General features: G+C 46.9%; 3 protein-coding genes and 1 pseudogene. All 4 read left to right on the forward strand.

All coding sequences use genetic code 11. The features are described from left to right. Positions 1 to 435: hypothetical protein (locus RO21_RS13125; RefSeq protein WP_047977312.1), on the forward strand; the 435-nt coding region annotated here is incomplete at its 5' end. Between the two features lie 83 nt (positions 436 to 518). Continuing rightward, on the forward strand, positions 519 to 1694 hold the full coding sequence (locus RO21_RS08210) for a phage tail sheath protein (protein ID WP_047977313.1): 1176 nt from the start codon (positions 519 to 521) through the stop codon (positions 1692 to 1694). Between the two features lie 58 nt (positions 1695 to 1752). After that, complete coding sequence (locus RO21_RS08215; protein WP_047977314.1) at positions 1753 to 2259, forward strand: phage major tail tube protein; 507 nt, start codon at positions 1753 to 1755, stop codon at positions 2257 to 2259. A gap of 65 nt (positions 2260 to 2324) precedes the next feature. Next, a pseudogene (locus RO21_RS08220) lies at positions 2325 to 2509 on the forward strand (hypothetical protein); the annotation flags it as partial.

Genomic DNA, 2509 nt, shown 5'->3' on the forward strand with positions numbered 1-2509 from the left:
GCCCTCTACAAAGGCAAGGGCTATTGGGTGGATAGGCTTGTCCGCTTTTTCACCAAAGGCAAAAATAGCCATTGTGAAATTGCGATTGAACGCCACCAATTCCGAAGCGGCGAGCATTACCCCGTCATCAGCTACGACTGCTACTCGGCAAGCCCACGGGATAACGGCGTGCGTTGCAAAAAAATCAATGTAACCGACCGCTTGACGTGGGAGTTAATTGAGTTAGAGGGCATTACCGAGAGCCAAATCAAAGCCTATTTTGAACGAACCAAAGGCAAACAATACGACCTATGGGGTGCAGTCGGCGTGGTATTAGGGTTCAAGCAAAAACGGGATAAGTTTTTCTGTTCGGAATGGTGCTTCAACGCTATTCGCAATAGCGATCAAGGCTGGCGTTTTAGCCCGAATCAGTTGGCGGAGATTGTCAAACCCTAACTCACATTCCAAACCGCTCGCCTATGAGCGGTTTTCTTTTCACAATATCGGGCATTACTTGTTCACACACTCAAGGATTTCCAATGTCAGATGCCTACTTACACGGCGTGCGGGTGATTGAAGCCTCAGACGGCACACGCACCATTCGCACGGTGGCAACGGCGGTGATCGGGTTGGTTTGTACCGCCGATGATGCCGATGCTGATATCTTCCCCCTTAATACCCCTGTTTTAATTACCAACCATACCGCTGCAATGGCGAATGCCGGCAGTACCGGTACGTTAAAGCGTGCCTTAAATGCCATCGGGTCGATTGTAAATACACCAACGGTGATCGTGCGTGTTGCCGATTCTGAAGATAGCGACACGCTTACAGCAAATATTGTCGGAACCGTTACCGAAGAAGGTAAATATACGGGCTTGAAAGCCTTAACGGTGGCAAATTCAGTGGTGTTTGTCAAACCCCGTTTAATTGCCGTGCCGAAATTTGATAATCAAGCGGTCGCCAGCGAAATTGGCGTGATCGCCAAAAAGCTGAACGGCTTCGGGTTTATTTCATCGAATGGCGCGACTACTAAAGAACAAGCGGTCAGTTATGCCCGTAATTTTGCTAGTCGTGAATTGATGATGATTTTTGGTGATTTTCTCTCGTTTAATGCCGATACTGCAGCCACAGAGGTGGACTATGCCACGGTGCGAGCCTGTGCCTTGCAGGCGTGGATCGATAAAAATATCGGCTGGCATAAAAACGTGTCGAATGTGGAGATCGCAGGGGTAACGGGGATTACCCACCCACTCAGTTTTGATATTCAAGACGACAGCACCGATGTCAATTACCTCAACAGCAAAAATATCACCGTCTGTTTGAACAATAACGGCTTTAAGCTGTGGGGTTCTCGCACACTTTCCGCCGACAACCAATTTGCCTTTATGCAGGCAACCCGTTCGGCACAAATCATCAAAGATACGTTGGGCGAAGCGTTTGATTGGGCGATCGATAAACCGCTCACGCCGAACCTTGCCAAAGATATGTTGGAGATGATCAACAGCAAATTCCGCTTTTGGAAAAATCTCGGTTATTTGGTTGATGGCGAAGCGTGGCTGGACGTTGAGTTGAACAGTAAAGACCAACTCAAAGACGGCAAATTCTTCATTAAATACAAATATATGTGGGTGCCGAGTTTGGAAAATCTGAATATGTACCAGTATATTGAAGATGAATATTTGGTCGATTTTGCCAGCAAAGTCGCCTCGGCATAGTTTTTAAATCTCCCCCTGCCCCTCTTTGTTAAGAGGAGAGTGAAAAGGATAACAAAATATGGCATTGCCTCGTAAACTGAAAAATTTTAACGGTTCGGTCGATTCGGTCAGTTATCACGGTGAGATCACCGAAGTTACGCTACCGAAACTGACGCAAAAAATGGAAGAGTACCGCTCCGGCGGAATGTTCGCGCCGGTGAAAGTCAATCTCGGCCACGAATTGCTGGAAGCGGAATTTAAGGTCGGCGGTTTAACCACCAGTCTGCTCAAGCTCTACGGCAAAGGGATTCAGGACACAATGTTCCGCTTTAACGGTGCATATCAGCAAGATGACACGGACGAAGTGTCGGCGGTGGATATTCTGATGAAAGGTCGGATTGAAGAGATTGACGGCGGTAACAGCAAAGCCGGTGATGATACCGAGTTTAGCTACAAAATGGCGTTAAGCTACTATAAATTAAGCGTAGATGGGGCGGATATTATTGAAATTGACGTGCTGAACTATGTGTTTAAGGTGGACGGCAAAGATTTACTGAGCAAACACCGCAAAGCAATGGGGCTATAAGCCCCAAATTTCGTAACAAGCGGGGTATTTCCGACTAATTTTTTGCAACAAAAAGGACAAATTCAATGAAACAAACTCAAACTGTTACCCTCAAAAACGGCATCGTGCGTGGTGGAAAAACCTTTAATGAGATCTCAATCCGCAAAGCGTTAGTGCCACAACTCAAAGGGCTTTCCCTGTTTGAACTCTATCGATTAGGGGCTGATGAATGGCGTGCATTATTGCCGAAGATTTCCGCCCCGAAACTCAC

It is taken from the genome of Muribacter muris, from assembly GCF_001038205.1.
Lineage (GTDB): Bacteria > Pseudomonadota > Gammaproteobacteria > Enterobacterales > Pasteurellaceae > Muribacter > Muribacter muris.

What these genes read in the sequence shown, in the direction of transcription:
- RO21_RS08210 (WP_047977313.1), top strand. Translation starts at nt 519, where the DNA reads ATGTCAGATGCCTACTTACACGGCGTGCGGGTGATTGAAGCCTCAGAC.
- RO21_RS08215 (WP_047977314.1), top strand. Translation starts at nt 1,753, where the DNA reads ATGGCATTGCCTCGTAAACTGAAAAATTTTAACGGTTCGGTCGATTCG.